Source organism: Corynebacterium ulcerans (genome assembly GCF_000767685.1).
In the GTDB taxonomy this organism is placed as follows: Bacteria; Actinomycetota; Actinomycetes; order Mycobacteriales; family Mycobacteriaceae; genus Corynebacterium; species Corynebacterium ulcerans.
Map to the genome: position 1 here is coordinate 2,191,144 of NZ_CP009622.1, position 18,387 is coordinate 2,209,530.

At 54.1% G+C, this 18,387-nt stretch carries 17 protein-coding genes; 3 read left to right on the top strand and 14 right to left on the bottom strand.

Annotation, left to right across the window (positions count from 1 at the left end):
* Positions 1–120: 120 nt before the first annotated feature.
* Together CULFRC11_RS09870 and CULFRC11_RS09875 are read right to left on the bottom strand one after the other, a co-directional pair.
* Positions 121–1,761 (bottom strand): ABC transporter substrate-binding protein, encoded by a 1,641-nt coding sequence (locus tag CULFRC11_RS09870; RefSeq protein WP_023636418.1) that lies wholly within the window; start codon positions 1,759–1,761, stop codon positions 121–123.
* Positions 1,762–2,119: 358 nt separating this feature from the next.
* Positions 2,120–3,724, bottom strand: coding sequence for an inorganic phosphate transporter (locus CULFRC11_RS09875; RefSeq protein WP_023636419.1), 1,605 nt, complete (start codon positions 3,722–3,724; stop codon positions 2,120–2,122).
* Positions 3,725–3,963: 239 nt separating this feature from the next.
* On the opposite strand from CULFRC11_RS09875, the gene CULFRC11_RS09880 reads away from it, so the two are divergent.
* The 3 genes from CULFRC11_RS09880 (at position 3,964) to CULFRC11_RS09890 (ending at position 7,984) form a co-directional block, all read left to right on the top strand.
* Positions 3,964–4,464: a hypothetical protein gene (locus CULFRC11_RS09880; RefSeq protein ID WP_023636420.1), complete on the top strand. Its 501-nt coding sequence runs from the start codon at positions 3,964–3,966 to the stop codon at positions 4,462–4,464.
* 118 nt (positions 4,465–4,582) lie between these two features.
* Positions 4,583–7,198, top strand: a complete 2,616-nt coding sequence (locus tag CULFRC11_RS09885) for a (Fe-S)-binding protein (protein WP_023636421.1) — start codon at positions 4,583–4,585, stop codon at positions 7,196–7,198.
* Positions 7,199–7,321: 123 nt separating this feature from the next.
* Positions 7,322–7,984 carry a DUF1707 SHOCT-like domain-containing protein gene (locus CULFRC11_RS09890; RefSeq protein WP_023636422.1) on the top strand — a complete coding sequence of 221 codons (663 nt, stop codon included), beginning with the start codon at positions 7,322–7,324 and terminating at the stop codon, positions 7,982–7,984.
* Here the strand turns inward: CULFRC11_RS09890 and CULFRC11_RS09895 are convergent.
* The 12 genes from CULFRC11_RS09895 to CULFRC11_RS09950 all read right to left on the bottom strand — a co-directional run bounded on the left by CULFRC11_RS09895 (position 7,981) and on the right by CULFRC11_RS09950 (position 18,374).
* Positions 7,981–8,292: an ArsR/SmtB family transcription factor gene (locus CULFRC11_RS09895; RefSeq protein WP_013912483.1), complete on the bottom strand. Its 312-nt coding sequence runs from the start codon at positions 8,290–8,292 to the stop codon at positions 7,981–7,983. The two genes, CULFRC11_RS09890 and CULFRC11_RS09895, sit on opposite strands and share 4 nt — an antisense overlap.
* A 13-nt stretch (positions 8,293–8,305) precedes the next feature.
* Positions 8,306–9,076, bottom strand: coding sequence for an ABC transporter ATP-binding protein (locus CULFRC11_RS09900; protein WP_038620836.1), 771 nt, complete (start codon positions 9,074–9,076; stop codon positions 8,306–8,308).
* Between the two features lie 2 nt (positions 9,077–9,078).
* Positions 9,079–10,146 carry a FecCD family ABC transporter permease gene (locus CULFRC11_RS09905; RefSeq protein WP_023636424.1) on the bottom strand — a complete coding sequence of 356 codons (1,068 nt, stop codon included), beginning with the start codon at positions 10,144–10,146 and terminating at the stop codon, positions 9,079–9,081.
* 17 nt (positions 10,147–10,163) lie between these two features.
* Positions 10,164–11,174: an ABC transporter substrate-binding protein gene (locus tag CULFRC11_RS09910; RefSeq protein WP_023636425.1), complete on the bottom strand. Its 1,011-nt coding sequence runs from the start codon at positions 11,172–11,174 to the stop codon at positions 10,164–10,166.
* A gap of 636 nt (positions 11,175–11,810) precedes the next feature.
* On the bottom strand, positions 11,811–12,689 hold the full coding sequence (locus CULFRC11_RS09915) for an urease accessory protein UreD (RefSeq protein ID WP_038620838.1): 879 nt from the start codon (positions 12,687–12,689) through the stop codon (positions 11,811–11,813).
* On the bottom strand, positions 12,690–13,304 hold the full coding sequence (gene ureG, locus CULFRC11_RS09920; RefSeq protein ID WP_013912489.1) for an urease accessory protein UreG: 615 nt from the start codon (positions 13,302–13,304) through the stop codon (positions 12,690–12,692).
* A 26-nt stretch (positions 13,305–13,330) separates the two neighbouring features.
* On the bottom strand, positions 13,331–14,050 hold the full coding sequence (locus CULFRC11_RS09925; protein WP_031270665.1) for an urease accessory protein UreF: 720 nt from the start codon (positions 14,048–14,050) through the stop codon (positions 13,331–13,333).
* On the bottom strand, positions 14,031–14,507 hold the full coding sequence (locus CULFRC11_RS09930) for an urease accessory protein UreE (RefSeq protein ID WP_023636428.1): 477 nt from the start codon (positions 14,505–14,507) through the stop codon (positions 14,031–14,033). Before CULFRC11_RS09930 ends, CULFRC11_RS09925 begins: the two co-directional genes overlap by 20 nt.
* A gap of 131 nt (positions 14,508–14,638) precedes the next feature.
* A complete protein-coding gene (gene ureC / locus CULFRC11_RS09935) occupies positions 14,639–16,348 on the bottom strand; it encodes an urease subunit alpha (RefSeq protein ID WP_023636429.1) in 1,710 nt (569 codons plus the stop codon).
* 67 nt (positions 16,349–16,415) lie between these two features.
* Positions 16,416–16,727 (bottom strand): urease subunit beta, encoded by a 312-nt coding sequence (locus tag CULFRC11_RS09940; protein ID WP_013912493.1) that lies wholly within the window; start codon positions 16,725–16,727, stop codon positions 16,416–16,418.
* Between the two features lie 28 nt (positions 16,728–16,755).
* A complete protein-coding gene (locus CULFRC11_RS09945) occupies positions 16,756–17,058 on the bottom strand; it encodes an urease subunit gamma (protein ID WP_013912494.1) in 303 nt (100 codons plus the stop codon).
* A 161-nt stretch (positions 17,059–17,219) separates the two neighbouring features.
* A complete protein-coding gene (locus CULFRC11_RS09950; protein ID WP_023636431.1) occupies positions 17,220–18,374 on the bottom strand; it encodes a DMT family transporter in 1,155 nt (384 codons plus the stop codon).
* Positions 18,375–18,387: the final 13 nt, after the last annotated feature.

Genomic DNA, 18,387 nt, shown 5'->3' on the forward strand with positions numbered 1-18,387 from the left:
CCTATACCGTCGAGGTTGTCTCTTCTTCCAGGCAACAACACTGAAAAAGATCCTTCCGTAGAGAATGCGTATAGCTCCGGTGCCAAAACGCACGGAGCTATACGTCAAAGATGGGGCGGCTTACTTGGTCCACTCGGCGACACGCCACCATGGTCCCCAGGTGACACCATGAATGTGAGGCTCGAGTAGGTTTTCTGGCTTCTTCCACTCGTTACGCTTGCTTGCGTAAACGTGCTCAAGGTTGAGCAGGCACAGAGCCGACGGATCGTCCATGTACATTGCCTGAGCCTTCTGCCACAGCTTGTTGCGTTTAGCGGTATCCACCTCGCTGCGGGCTTCGTCGAGAAGCTTGTTCAGCTCTTCAGAGCCGTAATCGCCGGGGTTAGCCCACTTGCTGGTAGAAGGTGTGCGGGTATGCAGGTACTCGTACGCCATGATGGTGACGTCATAAGGAGCCGAACCGCCGCCAAGCACTGCTGCTGCCTTGCCCAAAGCCGGGCCGATTTCATCCCACGTTCCAGCCTTGGTCTCAAAATCCAAGCCAAGCTTCTTCATCTGGGAAGCAAACTCAATAGCGATGTCGCGACGCGTGGTATCGCTAGATGCGTAGTAGAGAGGGATGTGGAAGGGCTTGCCGTCCTTCTCACGCATACCTGCGGCATTCTTCTTCCAGCCGGCTTCGTCGAGAAGCTTCTCTGCCTTGGCTACGTCGTAGCCGAAAGTCTTCGACGAGTCGTGTGCGTCGCCGTACAGTGGCGAGATCAGGGTCTCCAAGGTTGTGCCGTAGCCACCCAGCGGCCCATCCACGAATGCCTGACGGTCCACGGCAAAGTTAAGGGCCTGGCGGACCTTGACGTCTTGCAGTTCCGGGACCTTAGGGAAGGAAATTCCACGCCAGTCAGCCGTCTTGGTAGAAACAACCTCAATACCGTCTTTGCCCTTCACCGAGTTGACCTGTGCCGGCGGAATGGCAGCGCCGTCGACCTCTCCGGCCGCGACACGTTGTGCACGCGCTGCATCATCGGAAGCAGTGGTCACTACGATTTCTTTCACCTGAGGTGCCCCACCCCAGTAATCCTCATTAGCTTTGAATACGACCTCATCGCCACGGTTTTCTACCAGCTTATAAGCGCCGGTACCTACTGGCTTGGTATTCAGTTCTGCCTTGGTGATAGGCCCATCTTCCTTCAGTTTCTCCGAAGGGGCGATTGCGTACAGCAACCGTGAATTCATCTCAGCAAGTGGGTGATTCAGCTTGAACACCACGGTGTGAGGATCCTTGACCTCTACCTCTTTGATGACTTCATAGCGAGCAACAATCTGCGATCCCGCATCAATATTGCGGGCCATGTCGTAAGAGGCTTTCACGTCTTGAGCATCAAAGTCCGAGCCATCGCTGAACTTCACTCCCTCACGCAGCTTCACTGTCCACTCAGTTGCATCAGCGTTGTGCTCAGGCATTGCGGAGGCCAACGCTGGAACAAAGTTCGGGATTCGATCTGGACCAGCTGATTCTGGACGCAACAGACCGTCATACACCGGGCTTACGCCAGTTTGACCATATCCAGTGGCCGGATGGAAGCCATCGCCGGCTTCGCGATCAGCTAGCACAATTCGAGACGGGTACCCTTCCTCACCGCTCGCTTCTTTGTGGCTGGGGTCGCCGCAAGCAACAAGAACGCTTCCGGCAAGGGCCATGGACAATAGTGCTGCTCCACTGCGCTTGGAACACAGCGCAAGGAACGAGGGGGAACGTCGCATAGAAAGATCTTTCCTAAGAATGAAGGGTTAGGTATTACTTAGAAAGAACTATCAAGAAGACAATTGAATTTCAATATCTTGAACTCGTCCTTGATGAATCTGAACCCCATTACATGCCCCTACCACCAACTTTAGTTTTAGTGAAAAGAGACACAATGTGTTTTTCGCCCCACCTACCTCACTCATTCTAGGGCCATTTACCCCCTAAATGATTTCACTTTGCAAGTAGCCCCAAGGCGGCAGAGTTGACCCCCTTTTAGAACGACGCCATTTTCATAAATTCAACTTAATGGAAAACTTACATTTTCCACCGTCACACCTAATACAACTGTGACGGTGCTGAGCCTCAAGCTTCCGCTTAACCCCAAATAGCATTCAAAACAAGCACGGCCATACCGGATACAAAAGCCGCAGCCGGAAGCGTGATCACCCACGCCATCGCGATGGGCTTCATCAGGCGCCAGTTGGCAGCTTTGTTCACAATGCCGATACCCAGAATTGCACCGATCAAAATATGCGTAGAAGACACGGGAAGTCCAAGGACAGAGGAACCCATCACGACCGCAGCCGCAGCCAACTCAGCCGAGAACCCGGACGCCGGATGCATCTCCGTAAGCCCCGATCCCACCGTATGGATCACATAGCGCCCGATAAACCACAGGCCAGCGATCAACGCGACACCGCAGGTAACCATCAGTGCGGTAGGAACAGCAGCCTTGCCGTTAATACTGTCAGTCCGCAAGACATCTAGCACTGCAGAGAACGGGCCAATCGCATTCGCGATGTCATTAGAACCGTGGGAAAAGGCGAATGCCGATGCCGTAAAGACTTGCATCCAGGAGAAGATGACAAACGTTGCTCGCGAGAGTTCTTGCTGTTTGAGGGTCCGAGAAAAAATCAGCACTGCCATCCACACAACGGCAGAGATCATCCCAAGAATCAGGATGTTCCCCAACGTACTGATGTGCAAGTTAAGGTTTTTCAGCCCCTTAAAGAGCATCATCGCACCGATCAGAGCCGCTCCACCTGCAGCAAGCAAGGGGACCCAATTTTCCAGGGCCTGATGGGTGTTGAGGTTATCGCGGCGGTGGTTAATACGATAGAGATCGCGATAATACTCGGACTCCAGCTCACTAGGATCAAAATCGCGCTCCTGGATCAACGCAGCGTCGCGCGTCATGGCATTGGTATACGCGAGCTGCTGAATCTCATTCAAGCGCTCAAAAGACGCCTTGAAAGACTTGTGGAGCTCAATGCGGTCAGACTTAATTTGCCGCAATTGCTCGTCCGCATCTTCGTTATAAACCAGAATGTGCCTTTTAATAAACCCGAACAACAGCCACGCAGCCAGGCCCCCCAACACGGGAGAGAGAACCCATGACAACGCGATCTGACCGATTTCTCCCCATTGCACCATTTCCCAGCCGCCGAGGCCCTGAGTAAAGCCCAGCACTAGGGATGCTCCCACAATGCCACCAATGATCGAGTGGGTAGTAGACACCGGCCATCCCATCCGGGTAGCCAGCAACAACCACACTGCAGCCCCCAGAAGAGACGCCATCATAATGAAAGCAAAATGGTGCGGGCTTAAATCGATGGCGTCAAGATCCACGATCCCGGATTTCACCGTATCGGTAACCTCACCGCCTGCAAGAACCGCACCAGAAACTTCAAAAATGGCCGCAATAACCAGGGCTTGCTTCATGGTGAGGGTCCCCGCACCCACAGAGGTGCCAAAGGAATTAGCTACGTCATTACCGCCAATATTGAAGGCCATGAAAACACCAAACAATATTGTGGTGATCAAAATACCCTTGTTAGCGGTATCGCCCACGTAGCCGAATGACCACAGGGTGAAAACAATCAGCGTAATCGCCAAGAGTCCACCAAAAGTAAGGTGCCACCATCGATCTGAACCGGCGCCCTCAGTGGACGGTGTGGTCAGCATAGTGCTGTCCGCCATTGTCGCTCTACTTTCTCGAGTCAGTCATTCCTCCGAGTAGCCAACATGATCAAGGTAAACAGAAAGTTAACCCCAACAGCGTTTACTGCGATAACCATCCCCCGCAGCACACCTATCCCCTCCCCTTCTAGACAATATGGTGTTAAAGTTAAGTACCAACCTGTCTATATCTGCTTTACTCAAAGTAATGGCAGGTCGGAACGTCGTAAAGCACAGCACGAGCAGAAAGGTAACCAGCAATGTCCTCCACATTTCGCATCGCCGTCGTCGGCGCTAACGCAACTGGTCTCTATGCCTCCGATCTGCTCCTGCAGTGTCCACACGCAATCCACGTCGACCTTATTAACGACTCCCCCGTTCCCGCCGGAATCAGCCCCTTCATCCAAGCACCACAGCCTCCTCATGACTCAGGCTTCGGGTCTTCTATCCGTGTTATCGGGAATATCCATCCCGATGTTTTAGCGAAGACTCGCTTGGAGGACTATTACGATTCGGTCATTATCGCCGATTTTGCCGATGCATCGGATGTGCGTAATGCAGTCTTAGCAGCTATATCTTTACCCAGCGATTACTCTTCCGTGAGAAAATCACTCGGCCGAAAAGATTTAGTTGAAGCTCTCCGGGAACGCGGAATCGTGCACACCCTGTGGGCTGATGCTTCCTCGCTACCCACGGGTCGCGACTTGGACGCTTGGCAGCGCGCGATCCATACGGCTCAAGGAGCTCCCATCTGCTTCTGATTAACTAATGCAAGCCACCGCTTGCTAGTTATCGGCCTACGCCAGCGATTACTTTAAGGTAGAGAGCAGTACTCATCCCGTTTTAGCTGTTTCCCCCTCAAGGATCGTGATTTACCGCATGCCGCTTGCAGCAGCCAGTGCAGTCACGCCCACCACTGTAGTGCTGGGCGTTTTCGGCATCGTCTTATCGCTACCCGCGTGGTTTTTCTTCCTCCGCGCGGCATGGCGTCTCTATTCTTTCATTGCTTCTGGGCAACCGTCCCCAGGTCGCATGAATAACCCCGTGCGCAGAGCTTGGCAAACATGCAAGGAAGTCTTCTTCCACACCGAACTCATGCGCAAACCAGCCGTAGCTATTGCACATTGGTTTGTCATGTTGGGGTTCCTCTTTGGCTCTATCGTCTGGTTCGAGGCATACATCCAAACCTTTAACCCAGCAGGTGGCTGGCCTTTCCTCTCACATTGGCGTGCTTACCATCTTGTAGAGGAAATCTTGGCCCTGGGCACTGTCTTTGGAATTCTTTTCCTCATCGTGATCCGTCTCAACGCAGGCATACGCAGCCGTTTTTCCCGTTTTTATGGCTCCAACGCCAAGGCGGCCTACTTTGTGGAAGCTGTTGTCTTTATTGAGGGCCTCGGCATGGTTCTGGTGAAAGCCGCCAAGATCGCCACGTTTGGAGACGGCTCCGCCTGGGCGGATTTTTCCACGATGTACCTAGCCAAGCTCCTCCCCAGCAGTCCAGTTCTGGTCAGCGCCTTTGCCCTGGTAAAGCTACTCAGCGGCATGGTGTGGCTTATCGTCGTTGCTCACAACCTGACATGGGGTGTGGCATGGCACAGATTCCTGGCATTCTTCAACATCTTCTTCCAACGTCATCCTGACGGTAGCCCGGCGTTAGGCAAACTGCAGCCGATGTATTCGGGAGCGAAACAGCTCACGATGGACAACGTGGAAGAAGAGGATAGCCTCGGCGTAGGCAGCCTTGTAGACGCACCCTGGAAGATGCTTCTCGACGCCACCACGTGCACCGAATGCGGCCGATGCCAAGAGCAGTGCCCCGCCTGGCACACCGAAAAGCCTCTCAGCCCGAAGCTCTTTGTCACTGATATTCGTGACGCAGCAGTCGCGCAGTCGTCCTACTTACAAGACCCCACCGCCTTTGCCGCGGATGATTCCCACGCTCACGTCGACGTGCTCAAGTTAGTAGGAGAATCACATGTGATTTCCCCCGATGTTTTGTGGTCCTGCACTAACTGCGGTGCATGCGTCGAGCAATGTCCCGTAGACATAGAACACATCGATCACGTAGCTAATCTTCGGCGCTTCCAGGTCCTCGCAGAATCTGACTTCCCCTCTGAGCTGACGGGGATGTTTAAAAACCTTGAGACTAAAGGCAACCCGTGGGGAAGAAACTCCGTCGAGCGGAAGACGTGGATTGACGAGGCCCGCCGCGACGGCATCGAGGTGCCCGTATTAGGCGAGGATGTTACAGACTTCTCCGACACTGAGTACCTCTTCTGGGTAGGCTGCGCAGGCGCCTTTGACGAGGACGGCAAGAAAACAACGCGTGCCGTCGTCGAGCTACTGCACGTCGCTGGGGTTAAATTCGCGGTGCTTTCCAAAGGTGAAACCTGTACCGGCGATCCCGCGCGCCGCGCCGGTAACGAGTTCCTCTTCCAGATGCTCGCCGTAGAGAACGTGGATACCCTCAATAATGTTTTTGATGGGGTTCCACAGGGCAGTCGCAAAATTATCACCACGTGCCCGCACTGCTTTAACACGCTGCGCAACGAGTACCCGGACTTTGACGGACACTTTGATGTCTTCCATCACACCCAACTACTCAACCGCCTGGTACGTGAAAAACTCCTCACTCCGGTTCCGCGCCGGCCTGAAGATCGCAAGCCCATCACATATCACGACCCATGCTTCCTGGGCCGTCACAATAAAATCTTCGACCCACCCCGTGAACTTCTTAGTGCAACGGGGATGGATCTCACGGAGATGGAGAGAACCAAAAACGAGGGATTCTGCTGCGGTGCCGGCGGCGCCCGGATGTTTATGGAAGAAAAACTCGGCACCCGCATCAATGAAAACCGTGCGGCCGAGGCCATCAAGACTGGCGCTCAAGAAATCGCCGTGGGCTGCCCCTTCTGTAACTCCATGCTCAGTACTGGCGTTAAATCCGTTGCCGACGCACAAAAAGCGCCCAAGGTCCACGACGTCGCGCTGATGCTCCGCGATTCCGTGCTTATCGACGGCCAGCTCCCCGAACCCAAGGACCGGGTATTCCTGGATCCACCCGTCCGCCAACCAAAGAAGAAGCCTGCGGCCACGCCGGAGCCTCCCACAGCTCAACCCACCGCAGCGCCTCCGGCCGCGCCACAACCGCCGTCTATTCCGGCACCGACTATCCCCACCCCACCAGGTGGAACCCCGCCGATGCCACAACCCCCACAGGTGCCTACTCCGACTGTGCCGCCTATACCGATGCCGCCTAGCGCTGTTCCGCCTAGCGCTGTTCCGCCTGTCGCCACACCACCGGCACCAGTTCCTCCAGCAGCAGCTCCTCCAGCGGCTGTGCCGCCAGTTGCAGCACCGCCTATCCCTGTTCCACCAAGCGCTGTGCCCCCGGTAGCCGTGCCACCAGCACCACCCGCAGCTGCACCACCTGCAGCCACGCCTCCGGGAAAGCAATCAGCGTATCCTGAGAATAATTCCAAGGAGCAGTAGAGCATCCCCCGCAAAGATGGAACTTTTTAGCAGTGCTATACGTTTGTCTTATGCGGTCGGGGCAAGCGCTTCTGCTTCGACCGGGAGCATAGTCTACAAGCGCAGATAGGTGGCCTGAGTGCGATGACGAACCCATATCAACCCGATTACCGCATCGGCGATGCCGAGCGCTCACAAGCGATGGATGACCTTGGGGTGCACTTCTCTGCCGGTCGACTCTCGTTTGAAGAATATGACGAACGCCTTAAGCAGGTCACCCAAGCAGTTACCCGATCTGATATTTCTTTGCTTTTCGACGATCTCCCCGCTGCACGTTCACCCAAGGAGACTGCCCCTCCCGCTAACTTCCTACCAGCTACGAATGTGCAAGGAGCCGATTTCCCCGACACATATTCGACTAACGAAATCGACAATGCTTACTCCACCGGACGCAATATCCGCGGTGGAATTCTCGGACTCACCGGGATCACCGCAGTCACGCTCACTGCGCTCACGGAAACTGGCGCGTGGATAATGCTGGTCCCAGCCATCTTCATCATGTTGTATGTGATGAAGCTCGGACCGGAATCCTGGCATGCTCCCAGCCGGATGAAGCTGGACCGCCAGCGGATGAAACAAGCCCGGATGCTCCAGCAACAACAAGTCTTTGCCATCGAGACTCATAATGCACAGCAACGCGCACTCGCCCGTGCCGAGCGTAAACGCAAGCAAGACGAGCTCAACAGCATTGCCACAGAACTCGCAACTGACGCGCTTAAGCGATTCCGGGGGAAGAAGAACGGCTAGTGCCGGTGTTTATCCTTGCCGTGACGCATTCCGATATCGTGAAGTACCCCATGGATGCGTTCGTCGACAAGCGAATACCGCACCTCACGTCCAAAGCGTTCCCCCTTAATTGCGCCCATGTGTTCCATGGCGCGGAGCGCTCCTGACGCAGTAGGGACCCGCACTCCTGCGGCCTCAGCGATCTCGGTGACTGTGGTGGCCCTCGGCCCTGCATAGTGCAAAACTACAAGAATGCGTAGCCGGGTCCGATCCCCCATGAGTTTAAAATAACCAGACCAGTCATCGGCTTGTTCCAAAAGGTCATACATACGGTGTACCTCTTTATCTCGGGGCGGCCGCCAACAAGGCAGCGGCGCCTTCGGGAGAACGGAGAATCTCTGCTTCTACGTTGAAAAACTCAGCAATATTGCGTGACGATAAAACAGTGTCTACCGACCCCTCTGCGACACAACGTCCAGAGTGCAGGATAAGGGCAGTATCAGCATATCGTGCCACCAGGCCCAAATCATGCATAACCGCCACGACAGTCAGCCCTTCTTGGGTGACCAAGCGGTGCAGCACCTGTAGCAAAGTCAGCTGATGTTCGATGTCCAGGTGGTTAGTTGGCTCGTCGAGAAGCAACACGCGTGCCCCCTGCGCGAGGCCGCGCGCGATAGAAACGCGCTGCTGCTGCCCACCCGATAGCTCGCTCCACTGGCGTTCAGCGAGGTATTCCAGCCCAAGTAGTTCCAAGGCATGAGAAACCCGGTCATGATCCTGCTTAGTCCTACGATGGAAAATTCCTCGGCCAGCAACAGCGCCCAGCCCCACGAAATCGACCACCGTCATATCCCCGTTGAGCGTGGCCACTTGGGGAACATAAGCCACGGTCTCCACGCGTTGCCGCGCCGGCATACGAGCGAGAGGCCTATCGTCAAAAACCACGTCACCAGTAAAAGGGACCACTCCCGCCACCGCGTTTAACAACGTGGACTTTCCGCTGCCATTAGGGCCAACCAATGCCGTGATCGTGCCTGGTTGCAGCGTCGCGGTGACACGATGCACTGCGGCGGTATCGTCGTAACTAATACTGACATTTCTGAGATGTATCAAGGTTATTTCTTTCCTTTCTTCCACAAGAGGAAGAAAATCGGAACACCAATGAGAGCAGTAATAATTCCTACCGGGAGTTCTTGACCTTTAAACAAGGAACGAGCAATCGCATCTGCCACTACCAGCAGAATTGCCCCTACCAGGGCACTTATGGGGATTACCCGCACGTGAGCGCTGCCTACCACCAGACGAACCGCATGGGGAACGATAAGGCCTACGAACCCGATGGCGCCCACCGAGGCAACCGTAGCGGACGTCATAAGGGCAACAATGACCAGGACGGCTCCCCGCGTCAGCACTACGGGAACGCCCATGGTGTGCGCAGTGGCGTCGCCAAGCCTCAGCGTATCTAAATGACGCGACAGCGCCCACAAAGCAGCGACCGCCGTCATGCACACAATGGCCGTAACCAATAGCCCGTCTTGACGCGAAGCACCCAACGCGCCCATAAGCCATGCCATCACGGCCTGAATAGAATCAGCGTCACCCTTGCCCATCATGATCAGGAATGTCACGGCCTGAGCGAACTGCCCGACCAACACGCCTGCTAGAACCACCTGTTGAGATTGGAAGCCCGAGCCCCGCAGCAGCATCAACAGGACCACAAAGGATCCCAGCCCGCCCAGCGCGGCGCCAGCCGTAAGCCCCAACACACCTTGAGTTCCGATAACCAGAACAACAACTGCGCCCACAGACGCGCCACCGCTGATGCCTAGGAGATACGGTTCCGCTAGCGGATTATGCGTGACAGTTTGCAAACATGCGCCGGCGACGGCAAGACCCGCCCCCACCACTATCCCCATCAAGATGCGAGGAATACGCAGTTCAAAAAGGATCGATTGCCTTAGCAAACTGGGAGTATCGTATCCGGCAAATCCGAACGCCCCCATCACTTCATTCCAGCTTAACGACGCCGTTCCCACGAACACCGAACCAATCGAAAGGGCGATGAGCAGTATTATTCCGCCCATAACCACCAACGGAAACGCCGGACGAAACCGGCGTTTCTGAGGTGCAGAATCGATTCCTGGCGCAACCGTTTGTGTGGTTAATCCCGAATCAAGATCCACGTCTGAAGTAGTAATGATTACTTCATTTCTGCCAGCTTTTTGCTGACGATCTCTAGAGGCTCAATCGACCTCGCACCTGGGCTCAAACCAGCGCCTGGGACCACAATGAACTTGTCGCCCTGAACGGCCTTCATGTTGCGAGTAGCAGGGTTGGACTTGAGGGCTTCGATCTTCTCAGTAGCCAAGTCTCCCGGAGAACCGCGACCAGGCAAGTCCACCAAAACGATCACATCTGGGTCTGCATCTGCGAAAGCCTCCCAAGAAATCTGGGGCCACGCCTCATCGAGGCCAGCAAACACATTGGTGCTTCCGGTTGCCGTGCTGATAGCGCTAGGAATGCCATAGTTGCCCGCTACATACGGCGCATTATCAAAGATCGAATACAGGTACCCAACAGACTTATGAGAGTTGCTGTTAGCTTCCTTGGCAGCCTTGACAGCGGCACGCTGCTCTTCGATCAGCTCCTTGCCGCGAGCCTCTTTACCCAACAGGGTTCCAAGCTGCTCGTAGTCGCGTTCCAAGACCGTGTACGGATCCTCATCAGGCTTAGCGCACTCTACGTTCGTGGTGAATGTGCCCACGCCCAGCTTGGAGTATTCTTCGCGCGTTCCCGTACCCGACTCAGTCCACACAGATTCAAATGGAGAAAGAACCAAATCCGGGTCTACGCCACGAATAGCCTCAGCATTAGGAATGGAGTCCGAAATCACGGGGAGGTTCTTTGCCCGATCCTCATAGCGCTTCCAGTAGTGGTCTTTGGTGTGTCCAACGCCCACGATGTCCTTTTGAACGTCAAAAGCCAACAGTGTTTCCGTGGTCCCTTGTTCCACACTGACCAAACGGTGAGCAGGCTCCGAAAGGCTTACCTTGACGCCACAGTTTTCCACGCTGACAGCTTGGTTGGCTTTAGCTGAAGAATCCGTCTTGTTGTCGCTGGTGTTCGAGCAAGCAGAAAGGGTGAGACCTGCTGCGACTACCACGCTGGTTGAAATCAATGCCCTGCGGTGGCAGGAGAAAAAGCTCATCATGAATTTTAGTCCTTGGTCAGGAAGAATCGACCCCCGCCGATTCTCATACAATCAATTGACTGTAACCATACCTTTTATTCACAAGCCTCACGTGGGTATTGGAAAAAAATACTTTCCTCCTGCCTTTTCCCCCGCAAAGAATCCCACATTTGATTAAACATACAGTTCAAACAGGTATTTTTCGCATTCACCCCTACCCACCCCCAGGGCTGCCTAATAGACCCATACTTTAAACCTATAAAGCAAGGGCATGGCTACGCAGGCCCAACAACTTTTCCGGCAAGGACAATTGATTGCATGTGCCTGACCAGGGCAATCCTCACCAAAATATGCCGGGCACGCATCCGCCACCACAACAGCAGCGAACGCGCCCGCCAAAACAAACCTTTTTGCCCAAAACCACACTTTCCTTAGCGCAGGGAGAGTAAATGCGACCTTAATCACCCTTGAGACCAGTCAAGTTCCAGCATTGAGTATCAAATTTTTGCGATAGCGTGACAGCCTCGGCGCATGCCGCGACCATCTGCGCCAAAGATTATCAATTAGTTGATTGACAGTGCAAGTTGGGCGGTTCACACATACGAGTTTGGCGGGCGGCATACATGCCACCCGCCAAACATACAGTGCTACCGCCCCTTAATACTGGCGCAAGTTAATAGGCCCTTGGCCTCGCGTCCTACTACGGACGACGTGTGCTACATCCAAGATGAGCTCCATTAATTCTTCAGTGCGGTTACCCAAGGCCCTGAGCACAAATCCAGGCCTATCGCACTCAGAAATCGCAGCGACCACATCCGAGTTTTCCGCAGCGTGCGCAGAAACGCGCTCTCGCACTGCTTCAATGAACTCAGAATCAATGCTCGGATCAAAACAAATCGCAGTCGCAACGTGGGTTTTACCACCCATCATCAGATCAGCGTCTTGAGCAAACTCCGATTCCAATGGGTTAATCCGCAGGTTGTCCACCAAAACAACTTCGCCGTCCATCCGAACCACAGAGCGGATATGGGCCTGCTTATACAAGAAGTTCTCACCCTCGGGCGACCAACCAGGGGTAATTACATCAGAGATAAACAGCGAGCCTTCTGGGTGAACATCCGCAGTAATCTGCTGACGGAAATCTGCATCCCGATACAAAATTAACTGATCAGGGACATACTCCAGAACGCCACCAGCATCTACTTTTATCTCAATATTCTGGACTACAAAGTCACCAGGTGTGCGGTAAACCTTGGCTGCCGACTGATCAGTCAGCAGCATCGAAGCGCCGGATTCCACTCCAAGCTTGAGTCGATATGCATCGCCACCCACATATCCGCCACCCGGGTTGACGATGATGTAATACACCTGGCCCGAGTCATCAAGATAGTGAGGGCGAACGATCTTGAGCGCCCGAGTATGGTACTGGGTCTTTGCAATCGACTTTCCGCCGCTGAGTCCAATGCCCAGCTCAAGCACGCCCATGTCCTCATGAGGCGGGTCGTGCTCAAAAATTCCTTTAGCTACGTCCCACATTTAATCCGCCAGGTCAAGCATTAACACATCATGACGGATCCAATCGATGACCTTGTCCAGGCCCTCATCCGTCTTGAGATTTGTGAGCACAAAAGGCTTATTACCACGGAAGACCTTGGAATCATCTTCCATCACCTTCAGGTCTGCGCCCACATGGGGAGCAAGATCCGTCTTGTTGATCACAAACAAATCAGACTTGATCATGCCCTGACCAGCCTTGCGCGGAATCTTCTCACCTTGAGCAACGTCAATGATGTAGATAGAGAAATCCACGAGTTCAGGGCTGAAGGTTGCAGACAGGTTATCTCCGCCCGACTCCATGAAGACCAACTCAAGATCAGGGTGACGCTTAACAAGCTCTTCAAAAGCCGCATCATTCATCGACGTATCTTCACGGATAGCCGTATGTGGGCAACCACCGGTTTCCACACCAATAATGCGATCCTCTGGCAGAAGGCCTTCACGCGCGAGGATCTTTGCGTCCTCGGTGGTGTAGATATCATTAGTAATGGCAGCCATAGAGATCTCGCCATCCAGTGCACGGGTGATTCGCTCAATTAATGCAGTTTTACCCGACCCGACTGGACCGCCAACACCAATTTTAATAACACTCATCGTAGAACTTTCCTTCAATCTTCTTTTTAAGACATAAACATGCGGCTACGCAGCATCTCATGCTGCATCTGCGCAACTTCTAGCCGTGGGGCGACTACACCCAAATCTGCTACTCCGTGAGACATGGTCATCTCTGCAGCCTGCACAACAGCGTCATAAGCGCTTACCAGCACCCGCTGTCCAGCATCCTGTCCTAGTGGAATCGCACGGATAGCATTCTGAGTCATGGAATTAGCCATCTGCATGAGATACGCCATGACAGCCCTCTCCGGAGAAACGCCCTCCGAACCAAGGACCAAACCAGCAGCGATAGCAGGGTTTCCGCGCATCTCTCCCGCAGCTACGGCACGGCAGTACTCAGCCACCATAGGCTGATCGGGAGAAATGGTAGCTGCGACCTTGGACATGCGCTTTCCCATGGAATTCATGGAAGTACGCACCTGTTTAGGGGTTTGGCAAGCGTGAACCAACTGATCCAGCTCTTTCAAAGAAGCCTGTGCCTCCGCAAAATCCAGCTCAGCCTGTACGAGTTCAACGGCGAAACGCACCGCTAGAGCCTCGGCAAAGCTGGCCTGCCGTAAATAACCATGCAACCAGTGCTTATAGGAATCCGGATCGTGGACTTCATCTGCTTGGATGAAAGTCTCTAGACCTGCAGAATGCGCGAATCCTCCAGTAGGTAAGGCCGAGTCAGTAAGATGCCAAATAACTAACTCGGTCCGAGCACTAGTGGCTATGCTCTGCATGACGGAATGCCTCAGGCATAACATGATCTCCTCGCGTGTATTCCACGCCTACGTGCTCCAGATAGTGCTCTACCGTGTGGTCAAATCGCACTACCATAGCAGGCTTACCAAAGGCGCTGTCCTGGTCAAAGAACTGAGCCTGCAGGTGCCGATTGCCCAGAGTATGAGCGACAGCCAAAGCCTCTCGAATATCGCGAGGGGTGATAACCAAGACATCGGTAGCAGCGATTCGAGCCACAATCACCTTGTTGTCTTCCTTGGCTAGGATATCGCCATCCTTGATCTCGCGGAGTTCATTGCCCAAACGCAATGCATGCTCTGCGCCACTTTCTGTGGTCACTCGCTGCACGCGCTTGAGACGTGACTCGTTATCAAAGATAACTGCATCCAAGTCCAATGCGTCACGCTCTGCTGATTCCAGGTCATTGAGGTTGCCCTGTATCTCAGTAATAATCATTTTTAAATGCTTTCTGCGAAGTTCGTTAAAAAAGGCGGAACCAGTGTACTCACACCGGCTCCGCCTCATTTCCTAATCCCAGCGAATTGTCCACATACAGTAGGACATTCCGGTGACTATCCGGATCAATACTAGAACAGGAAGTAACGCTGAGTCATCGGCAGCTCTGTAGCAGCCTCAGAAGTGACCTTCTCGCCGTCAACCGTCAACTCGTAGGTCTCTGGATCAACCTTGATGTCTGGGGTTGCATTGTTGTGCTTCAGATCAGCCTTGGAGATCGCGCGCATGTTCTTTGCTTCAACGAACTTACGATCAATACCAAGCTTCTCCGGTACGCCAGCCTCGAAAGCTGCCGTGGGGAGGAAGGTAACCGAGGTACGACCAGCAGCTGCACCGCGAGCACCATAGGAGTAACGCATAGTACGTGGCTGCGGGGTCGGGATCGAAGCGTTAGCGTCGCCCATGATGGAGCGAGCGATGATGCCGGACTTGATCACGATGCTTGGCTTCACACCGAAGTAAGCAGGATCCCAAACAACCAGGTCAGCTAGCTTGCCTTCTTCAACAGAACCAATGGTATCTGCAACACCGGAAGCAATAGCTGGGTTGATGGTGTACTTAGCAATGTAACGCTTGATGCGCTCGTTATCGTTGGTAGCGGTGTCACCCTCAAGCGGTCCACGCTGCTGCTTCATACGGTGAGCAACCTGCCATGTGCGCAGGACAACCTCGCCGACGCGACCCATTGCCTGAGAGTCAGAAGAGGTGATTGCCAAAACGCCCATATCGTGCAGGACGTCTTCCGCTGCAATGGTTTCCTTACGGATACGTGAATCAGCGAATGCAATGTCCTCAGGGAGGTCAGAGTTGAGGTGGTGGCACACCATGATCATGTCAAGGTGCTCATCCATCGTGTTCACGGTGAACGGAAGAGTTGGGTTGGTAGATGCTGGAAGAACGTTAGGAAGACCAGCTACCTTCAGGATGTCCGGAGCGTGTCCACCGCCAGCACCTTCGGTGTGGAAGGTGTGGATAACGCGGTCTTTGAACGCCGCAATGGTGTTATCGGCAAAGCCGCCCTCGTTCAGGGTATCCGTGTGGATAGCAACCTGAATGTCCATCTCATCGGCAACGGTCAGTGCGTTGTCGATGGTGTTAGCGGTAGCGCCCCAGTCCTCGTGGATCTTCAGGCCGATAGCACCTGCACGGATCTGCTCGCGCAGACGCTCGGTGTTGGAAGCGTGGCCCTTGCCCAAGAAACCGACGTTCACGGAGAAATCGCGAGAAGCCTCGATCATCTTGGTGATGTTGCCGGCACCTGCGGTAACGGTCGTAGCGTTGGTGGAGTCCACTGGACCCGTTCCGCCGCCAATAAGAGTGGTCGTACCGTTATCTAGTGCTGCTTCCACCTGCTCTGGGGAAATGAAGTGGATGTGCGTATCAATAGCACCAGCGGTGACAATCTTGCCTTCGCCACCGATAACCTCAGTTCCTACACCGACGATGATGTCGATGTTGTCCATAATATCGGGGTTGCCAGCTTTACCGATCTTCATGATCTTGCCGTCTTTCACAGCAATATCAGCAGAGTAAATACCGGTGTAGTCCACGATAATGGTGTTCGTGATAACCAGGTCTGGGACCTGATCTGCCTCGACGCGCGAGTTTTGGCCCATGCCGTCGCGGATAACTTTTCCGCCACCGAAGGAAACCTCGTCGCCGTACTGGGTAAGATCTTTCTCGACAACGGCGATGAGCTCTGTATCAGCCAAACGGATTCCGTCGCCAGTGGTCGGACCGTTCAGTTCTGCGTACTGGCGCCGACTCATTTCAAAAGACATTGTGCTTTGCTCCTCTAAACCTTAATGTGCGCTGTTTGTGGGGTTGTATTTTGAATGCCTGCGCAGGTTAGTCAAGTTTTCCGTTGACTTTGTTGTTGAACCCGTAGACTTCACGCGTACCAGCGAAATCAATGAGGTTAACGGTGCGCGAGTCGCCCGGTTCGAGGCGCACTGCGGTACCAGCCGGGATGTCGAGGCGCTTACCCATAGCTGCATCGCGGTCGAATTCCAGCTCGGAGTTCGCCTCAGCGAAGTGGAAGTGCGAACCAACCTGTACTGGACGGTCGCCCTTGTTAGTTACCACGATGGTGATGGCTTCGCGGCCTTCGTTCATGATGATGGGGGCAGTATCAGAGATGAAGTACTCACCAGGGATCATGTTGTGTCTCCTTAAAGCTTCAGCGCCATTAGCGAATCGGTTTGTGGACGGTAACCAGCTTGGTTCCATCGGGGAAGGTGGCTTCTACCTGAACATCGGAGATCATCTCCGGTACGCCTTCCATGACTTCATCGCGAGTCAAGATAGTCACGCCCTCGCACATAAGCTGGGCCACGGTTTTACCGTCGCGGGCCCCTTCCAAGAGCTCAGCGGTGATAAGCGCAACTGCTTCTGGGTGGTTGAGCTTAAGTCCGCGCTCTTTACGACGTCGAGCCACGTCAGCAGCCACAACAATCATGAGCTTATCTTGTTCACGTTGGGTGAGGTGCATGAGAATCCTCCATAGGAAAGTTGGATTATGAAAAGTTCCTCTACTTTACAGCGATAATGGAACTTCTTCTTTTCGGGTGCTGCATGCATGCACACAAGCACCCTTATCTCAAGGGAAGCCGGCACGTGAGGCAACCTCATGTGCCGGCTCGAGGGTTTTAGTTAGGGGCGATCATCTGGCAGGGGTTTCGCATCATCAGGACTGCGTCCTGGAGCTAACCCTTCTCTTACGAGTTGCTCTTCTATGTTGTCCCCCGGCGCCGCTGGCGCCGCTGTTTTCTTCTTATTCCCAAAGAACTTGTCAAACAGCCCATTCTGATACATCACTGTTCCCAGAATCATAAGGATACCGACGAACTGCAGGATGGATGGGATCTCACCGAACAGAGGCCATGCAATAACAACGGAGCTCACAGGGGAGAGCAGGAGGATACCTGCAGACAGGGTCGGATCCAACCACACGGTACCCCACTGGACGAAGGTCCATGCGATAGCCTGACCCAGGATTGCGAGGGAGATCAGGGAGATCCAGTTCATCGTGGTGAGCGGATCGCCAACAGTGTTCTCAGGATCAACCATTGGGAGCTGTCCGTTGACCAAAACGCCGTGGGTGAAGTCCAGGCCGCCACGTGGTGAGCCGATGTGTGCCCAGGTGAATGGAGCAACCATCTGCGCTGCCATGGTGTACATCATTGGCTGAACGTAAAGGTCCTTACGAGGAGCCGTGGTTCCTGCTTTACGAGAGAAGTAAAGGTAGAAGGAGTAGCAGATACCGGAGGTAAGGCCGAGCATGGTGCCCAACGTGGAGGTCTTGATGCCGTAGATTGTGGCAGGACCCGTAGCTTCTGCAGACTCAAGAACACCACCGGTGAGCAAAACGCCCACGAACATGATGGGAACGAGAATGAGGAATACCGGCGGAATCTTGTACTTGTCAAAGATCGCGGTAAGCATCGGCACAACGATAACCTGAAGGTTCAGAAGAATCGCGGCGATGCCAGCGCCAACATAGAAGATGGAGTAGTTCCAAGCGGTGAAGTCCACACCGAGGAACAAACCAGCGGCGATAGACATCGCCACGCCCTTCTTAGGGAGGGCTTGCTTGTTTTTGATTTCCCACAGGCCGATCGGCAACAGAACAAGGAAGCCAATCAAAACGCGTAGGAATGCCTGAGTTGCCGGATCCATGTTCGAAGCCTTGACCCAGATCGGGGTAAAAGCTAGGCACGCGGTGCCCAGGGCAATAATCAGGACTGCTTTGCCGTGTCCAACTTTTTTGACCGGCAGGGTCTGATTTAGTGATTTGGTCGCATTCACGTTTCGGATGCTA